The organism is Streptomyces sp. CB02959 (genome assembly GCF_002803155.1).
Taxonomy (GTDB): domain Bacteria; phylum Actinomycetota; class Actinomycetes; order Streptomycetales; family Streptomycetaceae; genus Streptomyces.
Genome location: NZ_NNBP01000063.1, coordinates 1 through 17710, shown reverse-complemented (window position 1 = coordinate 17710; position 17710 = coordinate 1). Strand labels below are relative to the sequence as shown.

The 17710-nt window shown below is 70.0% G+C and carries 15 protein-coding genes; 1 reads left to right on the top strand and 14 read right to left on the bottom strand.

The window, feature by feature from the left end:
* Positions 1 to 34: 34 nt before the first annotated feature.
* From CG747_RS46075 to CG747_RS49025, 11 genes are all read right to left on the bottom strand, one after another.
* Entirely contained in the window at positions 35 to 1219 is a 1185-nt protein-coding gene (locus CG747_RS46075; RefSeq protein WP_100607842.1) for an acyltransferase, read from the bottom strand.
* Positions 1220 to 1334: 115 nt separating this feature from the next.
* The gene (locus tag CG747_RS46070; protein ID WP_100607841.1) at positions 1335 to 2606 is read right to left on the bottom strand and encodes an MFS transporter; all 1272 of its coding nucleotides are present in this window, start codon (positions 2604 to 2606) and stop codon (positions 1335 to 1337) included.
* A gap of 102 nt (positions 2607 to 2708) precedes the next feature.
* Complete coding sequence (locus tag CG747_RS48740) at positions 2709 to 3470, bottom strand: SDR family oxidoreductase (protein WP_180986033.1); 762 nt, start codon at positions 3468 to 3470, stop codon at positions 2709 to 2711.
* 42 nt (positions 3471 to 3512) lie between these two features.
* Positions 3513 to 5006: an FAD-dependent monooxygenase gene (locus CG747_RS46065; RefSeq protein ID WP_180986032.1), complete on the bottom strand. Its 1494-nt coding sequence runs from the start codon at positions 5004 to 5006 to the stop codon at positions 3513 to 3515.
* Entirely contained in the window at positions 5003 to 5956 is a 954-nt protein-coding gene (locus tag CG747_RS46060) for an aromatase/cyclase (RefSeq protein WP_100607840.1), read from the bottom strand. The genes CG747_RS46065 and CG747_RS46060 overlap by 4 nt, the downstream gene beginning before the upstream one ends.
* Positions 5957 to 5986: 30 nt before the next feature.
* Positions 5987 to 6769, bottom strand: a complete 783-nt coding sequence (gene fabG, locus CG747_RS46055) for a 3-oxoacyl-ACP reductase FabG (protein WP_100607839.1) — start codon at positions 6767 to 6769, stop codon at positions 5987 to 5989.
* Between the two features lie 83 nt (positions 6770 to 6852).
* Positions 6853 to 7116 (bottom strand): acyl carrier protein, encoded by a 264-nt coding sequence (locus CG747_RS46050; RefSeq protein WP_100607838.1) that lies wholly within the window; start codon positions 7114 to 7116, stop codon positions 6853 to 6855.
* The gene (locus tag CG747_RS46045; RefSeq protein ID WP_100607837.1) at positions 7113 to 8375 is read right to left on the bottom strand and encodes a ketosynthase chain-length factor; all 1263 of its coding nucleotides are present in this window, start codon (positions 8373 to 8375) and stop codon (positions 7113 to 7115) included. The genes CG747_RS46050 and CG747_RS46045 overlap by 4 nt, the downstream gene beginning before the upstream one ends.
* Complete coding sequence (locus tag CG747_RS46040) at positions 8372 to 9643, bottom strand: beta-ketoacyl synthase (RefSeq protein WP_100607836.1); 1272 nt, start codon at positions 9641 to 9643, stop codon at positions 8372 to 8374. Before CG747_RS46040 ends, CG747_RS46045 begins: the two co-directional genes overlap by 4 nt.
* Positions 9640 to 9969 carry a TcmI family type II polyketide cyclase gene (locus CG747_RS46035; RefSeq protein WP_100607835.1) on the bottom strand — a complete coding sequence of 110 codons (330 nt, stop codon included), beginning with the start codon at positions 9967 to 9969 and terminating at the stop codon, positions 9640 to 9642. The genes CG747_RS46040 and CG747_RS46035 overlap by 4 nt, the downstream gene beginning before the upstream one ends.
* 23 nt (positions 9970 to 9992) lie before the next feature.
* Complete coding sequence (locus CG747_RS49025; protein WP_257981222.1) at positions 9993 to 11618, bottom strand: FAD-dependent monooxygenase; 1626 nt, start codon at positions 11616 to 11618, stop codon at positions 9993 to 9995.
* Between the two features lie 861 nt (positions 11619 to 12479).
* On the opposite strand from CG747_RS49025, the gene CG747_RS46025 reads away from it, so the two are divergent.
* Positions 12480 to 13091, top strand: a complete 612-nt coding sequence (locus tag CG747_RS46025) for a hypothetical protein (protein WP_146022299.1) — start codon at positions 12480 to 12482, stop codon at positions 13089 to 13091.
* Positions 13092 to 13344: 253 nt separating this feature from the next.
* Here the strand turns inward: CG747_RS46025 and CG747_RS46020 are convergent, their stop codons facing one another.
* From CG747_RS46020 to CG747_RS46005, 3 genes are all read right to left on the bottom strand, one after another.
* On the bottom strand, positions 13345 to 14019 hold the full coding sequence (locus CG747_RS46020) for a response regulator transcription factor (RefSeq protein WP_100607833.1): 675 nt from the start codon (positions 14017 to 14019) through the stop codon (positions 13345 to 13347).
* 840 nt (positions 14020 to 14859) lie between these two features.
* Complete coding sequence (locus tag CG747_RS46010) at positions 14860 to 15507, bottom strand: TetR/AcrR family transcriptional regulator (RefSeq protein WP_180986031.1); 648 nt, start codon at positions 15505 to 15507, stop codon at positions 14860 to 14862.
* A 374-nt stretch (positions 15508 to 15881) separates the two neighbouring features.
* Positions 15882 to 17507, bottom strand: coding sequence for an MDR family MFS transporter (locus CG747_RS46005; RefSeq protein WP_257981221.1), 1626 nt, complete (start codon positions 17505 to 17507; stop codon positions 15882 to 15884).
* Positions 17508 to 17710 lie beyond the last annotated feature (203 nt).

Below are 17710 nucleotides of genomic sequence, written 5' to 3'. Positions count from 1 at the left end.
GGGGTGGGGTGGTGGGGTGGGGTGGTGGGGTGGGTCAGTGGGTGTCGGCGGGGATGGTGCGGGGTTGGGGGGTGTTGTGGTGGGGGTGGCGGTTGTTGGGGCGGGAGAAGCGGCGCATGGCGGGGCGTTCGACGGTGGCGTACAGGGCCCAGGCCGCGGCGATGGACAGGGCGAAGCAGCCCAGGAGGAAGGCGATGGCGACGGGGGTGCTCCAGGCCGGTCCGGAGGGCTGGCCGAAGATGTTGGGTTGGGCGCCGAAGGCGCGGTGGCCGAACTTCAAGATCAGGTAGTGGACGAGGTAGAAGGCGAAGGAGATCTCTCCCAGCCACACCATGGGGCGGGTGTTGACCAGGGTGCGGCGTCCTTGGACGTCGGCTGCGGCGGCGGCCGGGATCAGCAGGGCCAGCGGGATGATGGTGAACGCCGCGTAGTTGAACAGCGGGTTGTGGTCGAGGTAGATCGGGACCAGGTAGGCGACGGCTGTCAGGGCGGCGGCGGGGGTGATCGGGAGGTTGATCCAGCGGCCGGTGAGCAGGATCCGGGCCATGATCATGCCGAGCAGGAATTCCAGGAGGCGTACGGCCGGGAAGACGTAGACGAACCAGATCTGGGTCCAGGACACCGGCAGGAACGAGTAGTGCGGGGTGCCTGGGAGCAGGTGCTGGGCGATCGCCGGCACCGCGATGACCAGGGCGGCGGTGGTTGCGGCGGCGTACCACAGGCGGTTGGGGCGGATCTTGTTGATCGCTTTGATGAGCAGGGGGAAGGAGAGGTAGAAGAGCAGTTCCACCGACAGGGACCAGCTGACGTTGTTGGCGGCCTCGACGTAGGAGCTGTCGGGTATCCAGGACTGCAGCAGGAACAGGGTGATGGTGGTTTGGTGGGTGGCGACCGCGGTGCCGGTCAGGGCCAGGAGGGCCAGGGCGATGACGAAGGTGACGAGGTGGTTGGGGAAGATTTTCACCAGGCGTCGGCGCCAGAACCCGGTGGTGGTGTCGGTGGGGCGGGCCGACCAGGTCAGGACGAAGCCGCTGAGGACGAAGAAGAAGGAGACGCCGAGCGCGCCGGCGTTGCCGAAGAAGCGGAAGTAGTCGGCGGCGGCGCCGATGTCGCGGAAGGCGCCGGCGGCGGCGCCGTGTACGGCGAAGACCATGGCGGCGGCCAGGAAGCGCATGCCGGTGAGCGAGGGCAGTCTGGAGGTGTGGGCGGGGGGCGTCATGGGCGGGTGCCTTCCGTGGGAGTGGGGTGGGTGCCCGTGCGGTTGCGGTGTGGGGGGTTGGTGCGGTGGCGCGGGCGGGTGGTGGGCGACAGTCTGGGGCAGTGGGGGCGTGCGGTCATCCGGTTTGTGTCTCAACTGGCTTGTGGTGTGCGGGTTTTGAGGTGCGCAGTCCCCACAGGGCGATGGCCAGTCCGGCGGCTGCGGCGGTGGTGATCAGTACCAGGGGTGGGCGGTAGGCGTCTGTGGTGCCGGGGGTGCCGGGTGGGTGTCCGGCCAGTCCTGCGGTCAGCAGTGCGCTGGTGGCTGTGGGCAGGAGTACGGCGCCGAGTTGGACGGCGGTTTGGTACAGGGCGGTGGCGGCGGGCCGGTCGGTGGGGGGTAGGGCGCTGCCGGCGTGGAGGTTCAGGGCGGTGAAGGACAGGACGAATCCGATGCCGACCAGGGCCATGGTGGGCATCAGGTCGGTGGCGTAGGAGTGTGGTGGGGTGGTGGCCAGGGCCAGGAGGTAGCCGGTCAGGGGGGCGGCGGCGCCCAGGGCGATCAGGCGTGGGGCGCCGAAGCGGGCCACCATCGGGCCGGCGAAGAGGGCGGCGGCGGCCAGGGGGGCGCAGGCGGGCAGGAAGGCCAGTGCGGTGTGCCAGGGGGTCCAGTGCCAGGTGGTTTGGAGGTAGAAGGTGGCCAGGAGGAGCAGGGAGAGGTAGGTGCCGTTGAGGGTGGCGGCGCCCAGTGCGCTGCGGATCAGGGGGCCGTTGGTCAGCAGGTGGTGTGGGGGGCGGGCCGGTGTGGGGGGTGGGGTGGGGGTGTGGGGGATGGTGCGGGTGGCCAGGCACAGCAGGAGTAGGGCGGCGGGGGCGGTGCACAGGAAGGTCAGGCGCCAGTTGAGGGGGGTCAGGGCGCCGGACAGGAGCAGTCCGGTGGTGAATCCGATGGCGCCGAAGAAGGAGTAGAGGGAGATGGCGCGTCTGCGTTCGGGGCCTTCGCGGTAGGTGGTGGTGATGATGGCCAGGCCGGTGGGTGCGGTCAGGGCGGCGCAGGTGCCTTTGAGGACGCGGGTGGCGATCAGGGTGGTGGGGTCGCTGGTCAGTCCGCCGGCCAGGGAGGCCAGGGTGAAGACGGTCAGTGCGGCGAGGTAGAGGGGGCGGCGTCCGAAGCGGGTGGCCAGGGGGGTGCCCAGGAGGAGGAGTGCGGCGAAGCCGAGGGCGAAGCCTCCCATGATCCATTGGGCGGTGAGGGGGGTCAGGCCCAAGGTGGTGCCGAGTGGGGGGAGGGCGACGATGACGACGGAGACTTCCAGGGCGTCGATGAGCATGTTGCCGGCGAGGACGAGCAGCAGGGCCCGGCCGCCGCGGCGGGGGTCGGGTGGGGTGTGGGGTGGGGTGTGGGCCATGGTTCACCGCCAGTAGGTGGGCTGTTGGCCGGCCGCGACGCGGGTGTGTCGCGGCCGGTGCCGCGGGGCGGCGGGTGCCGCAGGGGCGGCGGGTGGGTGGGGTCAGCCCAGGAGGGTGCCGCCGGTGGCGTCGAGGAAGGCGCCGGTGATCCATCGGGCGTCGTCGGAGGCGAGGAAGGCGACGACGTCGGCGACGTCGGTGGGGTCGCCGACGCGGCCGAAGGCCGACATCTGGGCCATCTGCTCGACGGCTTCGGGGATGTCGAAGACGGGGCTGCCGTTGTTGGTGATGCCGGGGGCGACGGAGTTGACGGTGATGCCGCGGGGGCCCAGGTGCTTGGCGAAGTGCAGGGTGAGCTGTTCGATGGCGCCCTTGGTCATCGAGTAGGCGACTTCCTCGGGGTTGGCGAAGCGGGTCAGGCCGGAGGAGAGGTTGATGATGCGTCCGCCGTCGGGCATCAGGGTCAGTGCGCGCTGCACGAGGAAGAAGGGTGCCTTGGCGTTGACGGCGACCAGGCGGTCGAAGAGTTCGGGGGTGACCTCTTCGGGTGCCACGCCGCCCATGATGGCCGCGTTGTTGACCAGGATGTCCAGTGTGGTGGTGCCGGTGCGGTCCTTCAGTGCGGCTTCGAGGGCGGCGAAGAGGGTGTCGACGTCGCCGGGGACGCCCAGTTCGGCGCGGATGGCGAAGGCGTGTCCGCCGGCGGCTTCGATGTCGGCGACGGTCTGGGTGGCGGCCTGCTGGTTGGCGGTGTAGTGCACGGCGACGGTGGCGCCCTCGTGTGCCAGGCGCAGGGCGGTGGCGCGGCCGATGCCGCGGCTGGAGCCGGTGACCAGTGCGGTCTTTCCCGTGAGCTTGCCCATGGTGTTCTCCTTGGTGTCGTGGTGAGCGGGTGGGGGTTGTGGTCAGTGCCGGGCGGCGTGGGGGTGGGGTGGTCCGAACCAGCGGTGCAGGGCGGTTTGCAGGCTGCTGGGGGTGCCGTCGGCCCAGGCGAGGTGGCCGTCGGGCCGCACGAGTGCGGCGGTGAAGGCCGGTGGTGGGGTGCCGGGCGGGACGGTGGCGCGCAGGAGGTGGACCCGGCCGTCGGTCCAGGGGGTGGCGCAGGTGGCCAGGGCCGGGTCGTCGGTGAGGTCGATCAGGACGCCGTGGCCGGTCTGCAGGGGTGCGAAGGTGTCGGTGGTTTCGGTGGTGGTGTGCAGGTGGTGGTAGGGCACGGGGGTGCCTACCAGGCGGTGGTGGCCGGGCCCGGGCGGGTAGGTGTGGTCCAGGCCGCTGATCATGGCGGCGAGGTGGGTGCGGGCCTGGGGCAGGGTGAGGAGTTCACCGAAGACGGCGCGCAGGGGTTCTACTTCGGGGCCGCCGAGCAGGAGTAGTGCCTGGGCGGTGATGTTGCCCAGGATGCGGGCGCCGACCGGGTGGCGTTCGTCGTGGTAGCTGTCGAGCAGGTCGGGGTGTGCGGTGCCGCGCAGGTGGGCGGCGAGTTTCCAGCCGAGGTTGACCGCGTCGTGCAGGCCCAGGTTCAACGCCTGTCCGCCGACGGGCATTTGGTGGTGGGCGGCGTCTCCGGCGAGCAGGATCGGGCCGTTGCGGTAGCGGTCGGCTTGGCGGCAGGTGTTGCCGAAGGCGTTGAGCCAGATCGGGCGGCCGTGGGTGAGGTCTTCGCCGGTGACGTGCTTCCAGGCGGTGGTGACCTCTTCGAAGGTGGGGTCGGTGGTGCGGGGGGTGGCGGGGGTGCCGTAGCGGTGGACCATGACGCGGGTGATGCCGCCTGGGCCGCGGGAGGCGATGGCCAGTCCGCCCCGGTGGCGTTCGAAGCGTCGGTCGGGGATGGTGAGGTCGGCGATGTCGGCGCGCAGGAGTTCTTTGGTGGCGTCGTGGCCGGGGAAGGCGAATCCGCCCAGTTCCCGCACGGTGCTTCGCTCGCCGTCGCAGCCGATGAGGTAGCGGGCGCGCACGGTGTGGTGGTGGCCGTCGGCCAGGACGTCGGCGTGGACGTGGTCGTCGGTGTGGGTCAGGGCGACCAGGCGGTGGCCGCGCAGGATGCGGGCGCCCAGGTCGGTGGCCCACCGTGCCAGGAGGGCTTCGGTGCGGGCCTGGGGGACTTTCCATTGGCCGCTGTGGGGGCTGGGGCCGGTCAGGTCCAGGCGCATGCCGCCGAAGTGTCCGGGGCCGCCTTGGGGTGGGGTGCCCAACTGCTTCAGCAGGCCGCGTTGGTGGAGGATGTCCATGGTGCGGGCGTGCAGGGTGGAGGCGCGGGATTGGGTGGTGGGGGCGTGGCATTGCTCCAGTACGGTCACCTGTGCGCCGCCCAGTTGCAGTTCGCCGGCGAGCATCAGGCCGACCGGTCCGGCGCCGACCACGACGACGTGGGTGTCCAGGGCGGGGGTGGGGGTGGTCATGGTCGGGGCCGCCGGGCTTCGGCGTAGTCCTTGGCGTGGCCGAGGGTGGCGCGGCTGTTGGTGCTCAGGGCGGTGCGCACGTATGCGGTGGCTTCGGGTATGCCGGCGTCGGGTCCGAGGATGGCGGTGATGTTGGTGGGGTTGAGGACGACGGTGTGCTGGGAGGTGGCGCGCACGCCGCTGCCGTGCTGCTGGAAGGTCCACCGGCCGGTGTGGAGGGTCATCAGTGCCGGCAGGGTGGTCTGCTTGTAGGCGATCTGCCGGTGGGGGAAGCAGACGCGGTAGGACTGGGTGGTGTGGGTGGAGCCGTCCTTGGCCCGGGTCTGCATGGTCAGGCGTTGGAAGCCGGGGGTGGGTTCGGTGAGGTCGACGGTGGCGACGTGGGGGAGGCGGTCGGGCCACTGGTGGGCGTCGTTGATGAAGTCGTAGACGTCGGTGGTGGTGCCGTCGATGTGGACGGTGTCTTCGAAGGAGAAGGTCCACTCCCCCGCGGCCTGGTCGGCTTCGATGTTGGTTTTGAGTGCGGCCAGTTCCTGGCGGGAGTTGTCGTCGACGGCCCTTTCGATCCACTGGAGTTTGTCGGGGTCGTCGTCGACGGCGCGGTAGTCGTGCAGGAGGCGGACGCGGGAGCGGTGCGTGGAGAGGGGTTCGATGACCCAGGCGCCGCCCATGGAGGCCACCGGCGGGGCGGAGACCTCCTGGCGGAAGTCGATGCGTAGTCCTTCGGGGTCCAGGGTGCGGCGGGATGTCCAGTTCTTGGGTTCGCCGTTGGCGGTGGCCCAGATCTGGATCCGTTCGCTGCGCTCGTCTTGTGCGAGCTGCTCGACGTGGAGGGTGGGTGGGAAGATCCTGGGCCAGTTCGCCACCTGGGCGAGCAGTTGGTAGACGGCGCGGGCCGGGGCCGAGATCGTGATCTCGTGTTCGACGGTGCGCGGGCCCGGTTGCGTCATGGTGGTCTCCTTGGCTGGTGCGCGGATGGGTCAGAAGTTGCCGAGGCCGCCGCAGACGTTGAGGGCCTGGGAGGTGATGGCGGCGGCGGTGTCGGAGGCCAGGTAGCCGACCAGGCCGGCTACTTCCTGCGGTGTGGTGTAGCGGCCGAGGGGGATCTTGGCGGTGAACTTCTTCATGACCGCGTCTTCGGTGGTGTCGTAGGCGGCGGCGTAGCCGGCGCGGACGCGCCTGGCCATGGGGGTTTCGACGTAGCCGGGGCAGACGGCGTTGACGGTGATGCCGGTGGGGGCCAGTTCGTTGCCCAGGGCCTTGGTGAAGCCGACGACGCCGTGTTTGGAGGCCGAGTAGGGGGCGCCCAGGACGACGCCTTGTTTGCCTGCGGTGGAGGCGATGTTGATGATGCGGCCGCGGTTTTTGTTGCGCATGCCGCCGGTGTTGAGGACGGCGCGGGTCATGGTGAAGACGCTGGTGAGGTTGGTGGCCAGGACGTCGGCCCACAGGTCGTCGGGGATGTCGGCGGTCACGCCGCCGCCGCTGCGGCCGGCGTTGTTGACCAGGACGTCGATGGTGCCGAAGCGGTCGACGGCTGCTTGGACGAAGGCAGTGACCTGTGTGCTGTCGCGGACGTCGCAGCTGCTGCCGTCGACGGTCAGGCCCTCGGTGCGTAGTTCCTCGACGGTGCGGGTGATGTCGTGGGGGGTGCGGGCGCCGAGGTAGACGGCGTGGCCCTGGGTGGCCAGGAGGCGGGCGGTGGCCAGTCCGATTCCGCTGGTGCCGCCGGTGATGAGGGCGACGCGCTGGTGGTTGGGCATGGTGCTCCTTGGGCGGGGTGGGTGGTGGGTGGTGGGTGTCGGCGCCGTGCCGGGCATCGACGGGTGGCACGGCGCCGACGGCTTTAGGCGGCGGCGCTGCTGAGCTGCTCGTTGACCAGGGTGATCAGGGCTCTGGGGGTGGCGGTGCCGGTCAGGGCGGTGTCGTCCAGGGCGATGTCGTATTGCCGTTCGATGCGGCTGAGGGTTTCCAGGAGGGCCAGTGATTCGAAGCCGAGGTCTTCGAAGGTGGTGTCCAGGAGGGTGTCGGTGAGGGTGTCGGGGTCGGCGCCGGCGCCTTCGCGCAGGATGTCCTTGAGGGTGTCGAAGGTGAAGGTGGGGTGGGTCATGTGTGGGCCTCTCGCGGGTCGGCTGGGGTGGTCGGGGGGTGGGGGTGGGGGTGGTCGGTGTGGACGATCAGGGCGGAGTTGAAGCCGCCGTGGCCGCGGGCCAGGATCATGGCGGTGCGCAGGTGGGCGGGGCGGGGGTGGGTGACCAGGTCGATGGTGTGGGTGGGGTCGGGTGTGACGTTGATGGTGGGGGGGATGAGTTGGTCGCGCAGGGCCAGGAGGGCGGTGGCCACGTCCAGGGGGGCGGCGCCGGAGTTGAGGCGGCCGGTCATGGTCTTGGGGGCGGTGACGGGGGTGGTGTGGGCGCCGAAGACGTCGGTGATGGCTTGGGTTTCGATGCGGTCCAGTTCGGGGAGGGCGGCGGCGTCGGCGAAGATGACGTCGATGTCGGTGGGGGTCATCTGGGCGTCTTTGAGGGCCAGTTCGATGGCGGTGCGCAGGGTGGGGGGTCGGCCGCTGGTGGGGGCGGGGTCGAAGGTGGCGCCGTAGCCGCTGATTTCGCCGTAGATGTGGGCGCCGCGTTGGGTGGCGGTGTGGGCGTCTTCGAGGGTGAGCAGTGCGCCGCCTTCGCCGGGTACGTGGCCGTGTGCGGCGGCGTCGAAGGGGAGGTAGGCGCGGTGGGGGTCGTGGGAGGTGCTCAGGCGTTCGCTGGTGAGTTGGGCGACCCAGCCCCAGGGGCACAGGGAGGCGTCCAGGCCGCCGGAGAGGATCAGGGGGGTGCCTTTGCGGATGTGGCGTCGGGCTTGGGCCAGGGCGTCCAGGCCGCCGGCTTGGTCGCTGACGACGACGCCGCTGGGGCCTTTCATGCCGTGGCGGATGGAGATCTGGCCGGTGTTGACGGCGTAGAACCAGGCGAAGGCTTGGTAGGCGCTGACGTGGCGGCTGCCTTTGCTCCATAGGGCGCGTAGTTCGTTTTGGCCGAATTCGAAGCCGCCGGAGGAGCTGGCGGTGACGACGCCCATGTCGTAGGCGTTGAGGTGGGTGGGGGTGATGCCGGCGTCGGCCAGGGCCCAGTCGGCGGCGAGGAGGGCCAGGCGGGTGACGCGGTCGGTCTGGGCGAGGAGGGGGCCGGGGAGGTGGTCTTCGGCGGTGAAGTGGGTGATTTCGCCGGCGAGTTGGGCGGGGTAGGTGGTGGGGTCGAAGCGGGTGGCCGGTGCGATGGCGTTGTGGCCGGTGCGGGTGGCGTCCCAGTGGTGTGTGGTGCCCAGGCCGGTGGGGGCGGTGATGCCGATTCCGGTGACCACGGTGGTGGGGCTCACGCGGCGTTCCTTTCGGGCCGGGTCAGCACCATGGCGCTTTGGAATCCGCCGAAGCCGCTGCCGACGGTCAGGACGGTGTCGGTGCGCCAGTCGCGGGCGGTCAGGGGGACGTAGTCCAGGTCGCAGTCGGGGTCGGGGGTGTGGAGGTTGGCGGTGGGGGGCACGACGTGGTTCTCCATGGCCAGGGCGCAGGCGGCGATTTCGATGGAGCCGATGGCGCCCAGGGAGTGGCCGATCATGGATTTGATGGAGCTGACGGGGATGCGGTAGGCGTGGTCGCCGAGGCTTTTTTTCAGGGCGGCGGTTTCGTGGCGGTCGTTTTGTTTGGTGCCGGAGCCGTGGGCGCTGACGTAGTCGATGTCGGTGGGGTTGGTGTGGGCTTCGGCCAGGGCGGCGTCGATGGCGGTGGCCATTTCGGCGCCGTCGGGGCGTAGGCCGGTCATGTGGAAGGCGTTGCAGCGTTGGGCGTAGCCGGCGATTTCGGCGTAGATGTGGGCGCCGCGTCGGCGGGCTGCGTGGAGTTCTTCGAGGACGAAGAGGGCGGCGCCTTCGCCCAGGACGAAGCCGTTGCGGGTGCCGTCGAAGGGGCGGGAGGCGTGTGCGGGGTCGTCGTTGCGGGGTGTGGTGGCTTTGATGGCGTCGAAGCAGGCCAGGGTGATGGGTGAGATGGGGGCGTCGGTGGCGCCGGCGATCATGACGTCGGCGGAGCCGTCGCGGATGAGTTCGACGGCGTGGCCGACGGCGTCGATGCCGGAGGTGCAGCCGGTGGAGACGACGGTGGTGGGGCCTTCGGCTCCGCTTGCCCAGGCGGTCTCGGCGGCGAAGGAGCTGGGGATGAAGGCGTTGTAGAGGTGGCGGGGTGCGTAGTGGTGGCTGAGGTGTTCGAGGCGGCCGCCGTCGCTGACGACGCGGTATTCCTGGTCCAGGGTCATGGAGGCGCCGACCGCGCTGCCCAGGGTGACGCCGATGCGGTGCGGGGGGTGGTGCTCTGGGGTCAGGCCGCTGTCGGTGAGGGCTTGTCGGGCGGTGACGACGGCGAATTGGGCGGCGCGGTCCATGCGGCGGATTTCTTGGGGGCCCAGGCCGTGTTCTTCGGGGTCGAAGGTGGCTTGGGCGGCGATGCGGGAGCGGAAGGGGGTGGGGTCGAAGAGGGTGATGGCGCTGGTGGCGGTGCGGCCTTCGCTGAGCAGGCTCCAGAAGTCCTTGGTGCCGATGCCGCCGGGGGCCAGGACGCCGATGCCGGTGATGACGACGCGGCGGGCGGTCATGATCGGGCCTGCCAGTGGTAGAAGCGGTGGGCCATGGCGTCGGCCGGGGAGCGCCAGGTGGCGGGGTCGTAGGCCTGGATGAAGGGTTTGAGGTCTTCGCTGATGGTGACGAAGCGGGGGTCGGTCTTGGCGTTCTCGATGCGGTGGCCGCCGTCGGTGTCGTCGAAGTCCTGGAGGTGGAAGTACAGGCCGCGGTAGGAGAAGAGTTGGCGGCGGCGGGTGCCCATGAGGTGGGGCATGTCGGTGGTGTCGAAGTCGGTGAAGAGTTGGGTGACGTCGGCGGCGGAGGTGGGGTCCATGCGGGCGACGATCAAGGTGGTGTGCATGTGGGCCTGCTTTCGTGGTCGGGTCAGCGGGCGGGGCCGAACCAGCGGGTGAGGGCGTCGGTGGGCGCGGCAGGGCCGGTGGGGGTGGTGGGGGTGGTGGGGGTGGTGGGGTGGGTCCAGGCGATGTGGCCGTCGGGGCGCAGCAGGAGGGCGTCTGTGTCGGCCAGGGGGTGGGTGGGCGCCAGTGCGTGGGGGGTGGCGGTGATGACGTCGACGGCGTGGGCCCATGGTGTGGCGGTGTGGCGCAGGGCGGCGTTGTCGGCCAGGTCCAGGAGGATGCCGCGTGCGGGGTGTAGTAGGCGGGTGGTGCTGGTCTTGTGGCCGTCGGTGGTGATCAGTTCGAGGCTCGGCATGCGCATGCCGAGCAGGGGGTGGTCGCCGGGGCCGATGTCGTAGCGGATTTCCAGGCCGGAGACCATGCCGGCCAGGTGGCGGCTGACGACGTCGTAGCGGATGAGTTCGGCCAGGACGTCGCGGACGGGCTGCATTTCGTCGCCGCTGAGGAAGAGCATGCCTTGGGCTTGGGTGTTCATCAGCAGGCGTCGGCCTACGGGGTGGCGTTCGCTGTGGTAGGTGTCCAGCAGGCTGGTGGGGGCGGTGCCGTTGAGGACGGCGGCGAGTTTCCAGCCGAGGTTGACGGCGTCTTGGATGCTGGTGTTCATGCCTTGGCCGCCGGCGGGCAGGTGGACGTGGGCGGAGTCGCCGGCCAGGAGGATGTGGCCGCGGCGGTAGGTGGTGACCTGGCGGGCGGGGTCGCCGAAGGCGCTGACCCAGACGGGGGTGCCGTGGGAGATGTCCTGGCCGGTCAGGCGTTGCCAGCCGGCGGCGACTTCTTCGTAGGCGGGGGGCTGGGTGCGGCGGCGGGGTGGGGCGCCGCGTTCGCAGACGATGATGCGGTCCACGCCGTCGCCGAGGGGGGCGGACATCACCATGCCGCCGGCGACGGTTTCGCCGATGGGGCGGGGGGTGATGTCGCAGCCGCGGACGTCGGCGAGGAACATCTCGCGGGTGGGGGCGGTGCCGGGGAAGTCGAAGCCGGCGGCCTTGCGGACGGTGCTGCGGCCGCCGTCGCAGCCCACCAGGTAGGCGGCGCGTAGTTGGTGGGTGCCCTGGGGGCCGGCGACGGTCACGGTGACCCCGCCACCGCCACCGCCACTGCCGGTGCCGGTGCCGGTGCCGGTGCTGGTGCCGGTGTCGGTACCGGTGTCGGTGCCTGTGTCGGTGTTGGTGTTGGTGCCTGTGTCGGTGCCTGTGTCGGTGTCGGTGCCTGTGTTGTCGGTCAGGGCGAGGACTTCGTGGCCGCGGCGGATGTCGGCGCCCAGGGTGGTGGCCCACTGTTCCAGGACGGTTTCGGTGGTGGACTGCGGGACGCCCTTGACGCCGTAGTGGGCGCCGTCCAGGACGGCGAAGTCGACGGGTTGGCCGCCGAAGTGGCCCAGGGTGCTGGTCTCGATGCGGCCGAAGGCCGGGAGCAGGCCGCGTTGGTCGAAGACCTCCATGGTGCGGGCGGTGAATCCCAGGCCGCGGGATTCTCCGGTGCGCTGGGCGAGGCGTTCGAGGACGATGACGTCGATGCCGGCCAGGCGGAGTTCGCCGGCCAGCATGAGTCCGGCCGGGCCGGCGCCCACGACGATGACGGATGCATCCATGTGTGTCTCTCCCTTGGGCTGGTGGCGCCCCTTGTGTGAAAGGAAGGCGAATGTGCGCCCGGCCGCTGAAGGGGCGCTGGGGCTTTGATGTGCCGCGGTGGGCGCTGCACGCCCTTGTGTGCGGGCATGGCGAAGTGCGTGAAATCGCTGTTGGTTTGGCCGCTTGGCTGTGGGCCCTGTGCGGGGCGGTGTGGGGCGGGCCGGTGGCGGCGGACGCGTCCTTTGTGGAGGGGTCCTTGGCGCCTGGTGGTCTCGGAAATGGTGTGCTCGGTGGTTCCGGGACACAGTGCAGCGGAAGCTAGTAATGAGCTTCTTCGCCGTGGCTTCAGAGATCAACCCTATTTTTCCAGGAAGCTCGCAAGATTGCTCAGAAGAGGATCAGCATTCATAGCGCAAGCCAAGGGGAACGTCAGAGGAGTGTCAGATGGTGGCGTCGGCCACAGTGTGGTGGGGGTGGGGGGTTGTGGTCTGACGTGGGCCGCACGGTTATTTGTGGGTTCTCTGTATTAAGCGTGCTGTGTGCTGACTCTTCTCCAGGAATATGAAGATCACTTGCCGGGGGGTGGTGGTGTCGGTTTTGCTGGGGGTCTACTTCGGCAAAGGAGTTGACCTTCGGTGTCAGAGACGATGTGTGCGGTGCCCGTCAAGACGCGGTGTCAGGGAGTTGCGTGCCGGGTGGAGGGGACTGCGCGCGTGCGGGGGGATGGCGGCGATGGTTTTTTGCTGTGTGGGGCGTGCCGGGAGTTGGTGGGGGAAATGCTGCGGGGTTTGCCGTATCTGTATGAGGAATGCGGGCGGTTGTTGAGCGGGTCGGGTGGGGGGCGGGAGCGGGAGCGGATCAGTGGGGGGCCGTTGCCGGGGATGCCGTTCAACACCGCGGCGACGGAGGTCCGTTCCGGCATCGTGGTGACGTTGGCGTCGTGGGGTGGGCTGGTGGCGCAGGAGCGCGGGGTGGCGGCGCCGGCGCGGACGGTGCCGTCGTTGGCGCGGTGGCTGGTGGGGCATGTGGAGTGGTTGGCGGCGCATCCGGCTGGTGGCGAGTTCTCGGTGGAGTTGCAGCGTTTGGTGCGGGCGGCCCGTCGGGTGACGTCGCCGGGGAGTGTGCGTCGGGTGCCGGTGGGGGCGTGTGTGGAGTCGGGGTGCGGGGGGACGTTGGTGGCGCGGACGGGGGGCGCCGGGGCGAGTTGGGCGGAGATCCGCTGCGATGCGGATGCCGGGCACCGGTGGGCGGAGTGCGAGTGGGGCCTGCTGCGGGGGCGGATGGCGCCGTCGGGTGCGGGCGGTGGGGGGCGCAGGCAGTGGCTTTCGCCGCAGGACGTCTCGCGGGTGTGGGGGGTGTCGATGGGCAGCGTGTATCGGCTGGCCAGCGAGAACGGGTGGGGGCGGCGCCGGGCGGGTGGGCGGTCGTACTACGACGAGGCCGATGTGCGGCGCACGCTCAGCGCGCGGGTGGCGGGGCGGGCGGCGCGGTAGGCCGACCACCCAGGCCAGGCCGGGGCGGGGCGAGGCGGGCCGGGGCGGGCCCGGGCGGGCGGGGCGGGCCGGGGTGCCAGGGGCAGGCCGGGCCGGGGGTCCCCTGGCCGGGGCCCGGCCGCCGCGGACCCGGCCGAGGCGCCCGGGCCGGGCCGAGGCGAGGCGGGGATGAGCGGGGATGAGCGGGGCAGGGCGGGGAGCGGGGAAAGGGTGGTGGGGCGACGGAGAACCGTCGCCCCACGGTGGAGGATTGTCATCCGCCGAAGCGGAAGCCGACTCCTCGGACGGTGATGATCCATTCGCTGGATCCGAGCTTTCCGCGTAACGAGCTGACGTGTGTGTCGATGGTGCGGGTCAGCTTGGCGCCGAGGTTTCCGCGGGCGCCTTGGGCGCCCCAGACCTTGTCCATGAGTTGCTCGCGGGAAAAGACCCGGGCGGGTTGTGAGGCGAGCAGGTGGAGCAGGTCGAACTCCTTGCGGGTCAGTTTGACGGGCTCCTCGTTGAGGAAGACCTCGCGACCGTCCCGGTCGATGTGCAGGGGACCGTAGGCGATGCTGCGGCCTTCTGCCGGGCGGGGCCGCACGCGGCGCATGACGGCTTCTATACGGGCCAGGAGTTCGCGGAGTCCGTAGGGTTTGACCATGCAGTCGTCGCAGCCGGCTTGGAGGCACAGGACTCGGTCGAGTTCGGTGCCGTGTCCGGTGAAGGCGATGATGGGTACATCGCTGGATGCTCGAATGCTGTGGCAGACCTCCAGGCCATCGATATCGGGAAGTTCGAGGTCGAGGAGAATGAGGTCGAATCTTTCATAGGATTTCAGGGCGTTGGCGCCGCTGTCGGTGAGTTCGACCTCATAGCCGTGTCTCCTCATGGCCTGTCGCAGAATATCTCCGGATTGCCTGTCGGATTCCGCCAGCAAGACATGCATCAATCCCCCGGTTCGTGGGCGCCTGAACGTCAATGATGAGGCGAGCGCGAATTCCGCTATGGGCCAGGGATTTCAAGGCAGTGGTCATTGCTTGAGGGGCGGCGGGAGAATCAGCACACACCGTTGTATGACCCCCGTCCACAAGTGCCCCCATCCCTGCCGACGCGAGGGGCGCATATACCCCTGTCCCCGGTGACATAAACAACCGCATAACCGAACCGCTGCTCTTTGCGCGGCGCTCGCCTGCCCTGCAAGCAAAATAGCAAGCAGACTTGTCGGTTTGTCAAGGAAACGATCATCCAAGGATGGCATGTACACGTATACACCCGTCGCAGAGTGCGACAAAGGGAGCTCTACACCCCATGAATAGCGTGACTTTCCTTGGCGGCGCCCCACGGGAAACGCACTAAACCGACAGGGGCTCCCTTTACGGTGATTGGCGAGTGAACCGTAAGGAATCGCCGATCGAGTGCCGCATCAACCAACCGGAAGTGCTGATTCCAGCGGTGAGTTGACGCCGGAGTGAGGCCGCCGGGACAAATAGGGATGACCGCGCCTGGCTCGGGGACCTATCCTTTCCAGCGGCGCGAACTGCCAGGGGCAGCCTCGCGCGGTGTGCAGATGTCCACGAACGCCAAGGGGGCGAAGGGTGTGCGTGCAGCGCGGCAAAACGCCGGTGGCCGACGGCAATTGGCCCCGGCCCGACCGCGACCCCGCGGCCCCGCGGCCCCGCGGCCAGCCCACTCCCCCACCCAGCCCACTCCCCCGCCCGGCCCGCCGGGCAGGTGCGGCGGGCCGGGCAGGGGCGGCGGGCCGGGCAGGGGCGGGCGGGCGTGCCTGTCAGCCGACCGAGCCGCTCATCGCCACCGTCGCCTCCTCACCGGGGCCGGGCCGGGCGGGTTGCGGCGCGGGGCCGGGGTGCAGGCGCAGGCGTGGCAGCAGTTCGGCCGTCGCGATGGACGGCAGCAGATAGCGCCATAAGGTGGCCAGGCGGTGGGTGAGGTCGGCGGTGGTCTTGGCCCAGTAGGGCTGGACGTTGGTGAAGAACCCCATGAGCACGTCGGTGACCTCCAGCGGATCCGCTCCCGGCACCAACTCCCCTGCACTGTGGGCCTGTTGCAGCAGTCGAAGGAGTACGGCCCGTAATTTCACCTCGTGTAAGGCGGCGTCCTGGGAGCATCCGGAGCCGTGCTCGGCGCTGAGCCGCATCGAGGCCCGCAGCACCACGTCGGTGGCGAGCCGGTCGGCGTGGGCGAGGCTGAAGTCGACCAGGCACTGCAGCACCACCGGCCCGTCCGGGGGCACGAACAGCTCCGCCGGCACAGTCGCCACCGTCTCGGCGAGCTGCTGCTTGGAGTCGAAGTGGAAGTACAGCGCCCCCCGCGTCAGATGCGAACGGGTGAGGATCTCGGTGGTGCTCGTCCCGTGGTATCCCCGCTCGCAGAAGACCTCGGCCGCCGTCCGGACGATCAGGTGCCGCGTCTTCATCCCCCGATGTTGCCGGGTCATGTCCCCCCTTGAGTTCGTGCACACGCACCCGCAAGCCCACCGCCGACACCGAACCACCAGGTTGCGTGCCGGCCGGGCCACCGGGGCAGGGAAACCCACTGCCCGGCCAAGTACCGTGTGACACCCCGACGTTGCGCAGGTTCCCCGCGTATGCGGTACCCGCCTGCCCGCCACCGTAGAGCTCTCCCCAGCCCCCGGTCACGACGCCGCGCCAGTATGGCCCGGCACCTTACGACAAGGGAAGTCCTTTACTTCCCCATGGTCAGGTCAAGACTCACCTCGCACCGGCCACGAGCGGACCGGCGACCGGCGACCGGGCCATGGCGGGGGCAACGGGGTGGTGGGGCGGGGTGTTAGGGGTTTGCCGGTGAGCTGGGGTGTGCGGGGTCGAGCGCGGTGGGGGTGGCGGGGTCGGGCGCAGTGGGGGTGGGGGTGGGGGTGGTGGGAACGGGGTCGGTGGTGTCGTTGTCCTGGGGCGTGTTGGCGGTGCGCAGGGGTACTTCCTTGACGAAGCATCCGGCGAGCAGGGCGAGGGCGGCCAGGACTGTGCAGAACAGGAAGATGCGGCTGGTGCCGTCGGCGACGGCGTTTTCGTAGGCCTGGCGCAGGGCGTGTGGCAGGCGGGCCAGGACGGTGGGGTCGGGTTGTGCGCCGCCGGTGGCGTTGACCGGTGTGCCGTCGGCGGTGCGGGCGCCGGTCACGGCGCCGGCGAACAGGGCGCCGCTGATCGCCACGCCGACGGATCCGCCCAGGGAGCGGGCGAGGGTGGCGGTGGAGGAGGCCACGCCGAGGTCTTTGAGTTCGGCGCTTTGCAGGGAGATGAGCAAGGTGGTCTGGGTCAGCAGGCCCATGCCCAGGCCCAGTGCGGCCATGAACACTCCCAGTACCAGGGGGCTGGTGCCGCGGTCGGTCCAGCTCAGCAGGAGGGAACCGGCGGTCAGGCTTGCGCCGCCCAGGACCACGAACGCCTTGTACTTGCCGCTCTTGGTGATGAACTGGCCGCCGAAGGCGCTGACGGCGACCATCGCGGCGAACATCGGCAGCAGCAACAGGCCCGCGTTGGTGGCCGAGGCGTGCTGGACGACCTGTTGGAAAATCGGCAGGAAGGTCACCGCGCTGGTCATCACGCAGCCCAGGAACAGGCCGGCGACGGTGATCAGGGCGAAGTTGGCGTTCTTGAACAGGGCCAGCGGCAGGAGGGGGGCGGTGGCCCGGCGCTCGACGTACAGGAGCGCCAGCAGGGCGGCCACGGCCAGGGCGAGCAGCGCCAGGATGGGCGGCGAGGTCCAGGCATAGTCCTTGCCGCCCCAGGTGGTGACCAGCACCACGGCGCTGATGACGACGGTGAGCCAGATCACCCCGGCGATGTCGATGCGGGCCTGGGTAGGCCGGCGGGGCAGGTGCAGCCCGGTGATCATGATCAGGGCGGCCGCGCCGACGGGGACGTTGACGTAGAAGCACCAGCGCCAGCCGAGTTGGTCGGCGATGACCCCGCCGATCAAAGGCCCGCCGACCATCGCCAGCCCCATGACGGCGGAGATGACGCCTTGGTACTTGCCTTGTTGGCGGGGTGGGACCAGGGTGCCGATGATGGCCAGCGCGCCGACCATCAGCCCTCCCCCGCCCAGCCCTTGCAGGGCGCGGAAGGCGATGAGCTGGGTCATGGTCTGGGCCATGCCGGAGAGGACCGAACCGGCCAGGAACAAGACGATCGCCCAGATGAACGCGCCTTTGTGGCCGTACATGTCGCCGAGCTTGCCCCAGACCGGAGTGGAGACGGCGATCGTCAGCATGTAGGCGGTGACCAGCCACGACAGTCGGTCCAGACCGCCGAGTTCGCCGACGATCCGGGGCATCGCGGCCCCGAGGATCATGCTGTCCAACGAGCCCAGCAGCATGGCGAGCACCGCGGCGGCCATCACCACATACAACCGGGGGCCCCGCAGTAATTCTCCGTTTGCGGGTTGGCCTTGTGACACGGTCGTCCTCTCCTTGGCGGGACGGTCTGCGGTGACGGACCGACCCACCCCACCAACTTACTTTCCGACAGGTCAGTTACTGGTCGACCTTAGGGCGGCACGCAAAGCACCGTCAAGAAACGACCACATCAACAACCCGTGAACACGCCCGCGTTGACGCTGAGCGGGGCGATGAGCGGGGGTGGGCGGGGGGTGGGCGGGGG

Excerpts from the sequence above, each read along its gene's own strand:
- CG747_RS46075 (WP_100607842.1), bottom strand. The coding sequence starts at position 1,219 with ATGACGCCCCCCGCCCACACCTCCAGACTGCCCTCGCTCACCGGCATG.
- CG747_RS46070 (WP_100607841.1), bottom strand. The coding sequence starts at position 2,606 with ATGGCCCACACCCCACCCCACACCCCACCCGACCCCCGCCGCGGCGGC.
- CG747_RS48740 (WP_180986033.1), bottom strand. The coding sequence starts at position 3,470 with ATGGGCAAGCTCACGGGAAAGACCGCACTGGTCACCGGCTCCAGCCGC.
- CG747_RS46065 (WP_180986032.1), bottom strand. The coding sequence starts at position 5,006 with ATGACCACCCCCACCCCCGCCCTGGACACCCACGTCGTCGTGGTCGGC.
- CG747_RS46060 (WP_100607840.1), bottom strand. The coding sequence starts at position 5,956 with ATGACGCAACCGGGCCCGCGCACCGTCGAACACGAGATCACGATCTCG.
- fabG (WP_100607839.1), bottom strand. The coding sequence starts at position 6,769 with ATGCCCAACCACCAGCGCGTCGCCCTCATCACCGGCGGCACCAGCGGA.
- CG747_RS46050 (WP_100607838.1), bottom strand. The coding sequence starts at position 7,116 with ATGACCCACCCCACCTTCACCTTCGACACCCTCAAGGACATCCTGCGC.
- CG747_RS46040 (WP_100607836.1), bottom strand. The coding sequence starts at position 9,643 with ATGACCGCCCGCCGCGTCGTCATCACCGGCATCGGCGTCCTGGCCCCC.
- CG747_RS46035 (WP_100607835.1), bottom strand. The coding sequence starts at position 9,969 with ATGCACACCACCTTGATCGTCGCCCGCATGGACCCCACCTCCGCCGCC.
- CG747_RS49025 (WP_257981222.1), bottom strand. The coding sequence starts at position 11,618 with ATGGATGCATCCGTCATCGTCGTGGGCGCCGGCCCGGCCGGACTCATG.
- CG747_RS46025 (WP_146022299.1), top strand. The coding sequence starts at position 12,480 with ATGCCGTTCAACACCGCGGCGACGGAGGTCCGTTCCGGCATCGTGGTG.
- CG747_RS46020 (WP_100607833.1), bottom strand. The coding sequence starts at position 14,019 with ATGCATGTCTTGCTGGCGGAATCCGACAGGCAATCCGGAGATATTCTG.
- CG747_RS46010 (WP_180986031.1), bottom strand. The coding sequence starts at position 15,507 with ATGAAGACGCGGCACCTGATCGTCCGGACGGCGGCCGAGGTCTTCTGC.